The organism is Rhodoferax sp. UBA5149 (assembly GCF_002413825.1).
Lineage (GTDB): Bacteria > Pseudomonadota > Gammaproteobacteria > Burkholderiales > Burkholderiaceae_C > Rhodoferax.
The window spans coordinates 23,427-23,923 of sequence record NZ_DHXT01000115.1 but is presented as its reverse complement, the minus strand read 5'-3'; the positions used below and the strand labels follow the sequence as shown (position 1 = coordinate 23,923).

Annotated in this window: 1 protein-coding gene; it reads left to right on the top strand. The window is 61.2% G+C overall.

Features of this window, described 5'->3' with window-relative positions; genetic code table 11:
• Nucleotides 1-497: alanine--tRNA ligase-related protein (locus B3V69_RS10435; RefSeq protein ID WP_296446296.1), on the top strand; the 497-nt coding region annotated here is incomplete at both ends.

The window sequence follows — 497 nt, the reverse complement described above, 5'->3', positions numbered from 1 at the left end:
CTGGGCAACTGGAGCTTTGGCGACTACTTCAAGCGCGACTCGCTCAAGTGGGGCTGGGAACTGCTGACCCAGGTCTACGGACTGCCACCTGAAAAACTGCTGGTCACGGTCTACATTGACGACCAGGAAGCCTATGACATCTGGACCCAGGAGATTGGCCTGCCGGCAGACCGCGTGATCCGCATCGGCGACAACAAGGGCAAGAAATACGCCTCCGACAACTTCTGGATGATGGCCGACACCGGCCCCTGCGGCCCCTGCTCGGAAATTTTTTACGACCACGGCGCCCACATCCCGGGCGGCCCGCCCGGCAGCCCGGGTGAAGACGGCGACCGCTTCATCGAAATCTGGAACCATGTGTTCATGCAGTTCGACATGCAGCCCGACGGCAGCCTGGTCAAGCTGCCCGCGCCCTGCGTGGACACCGGCATGGGTCTGGAGCGCCTCGCCGCCATCTTGCAGCACGTGCACAGCAACTATGAAATCGATATCTTTGA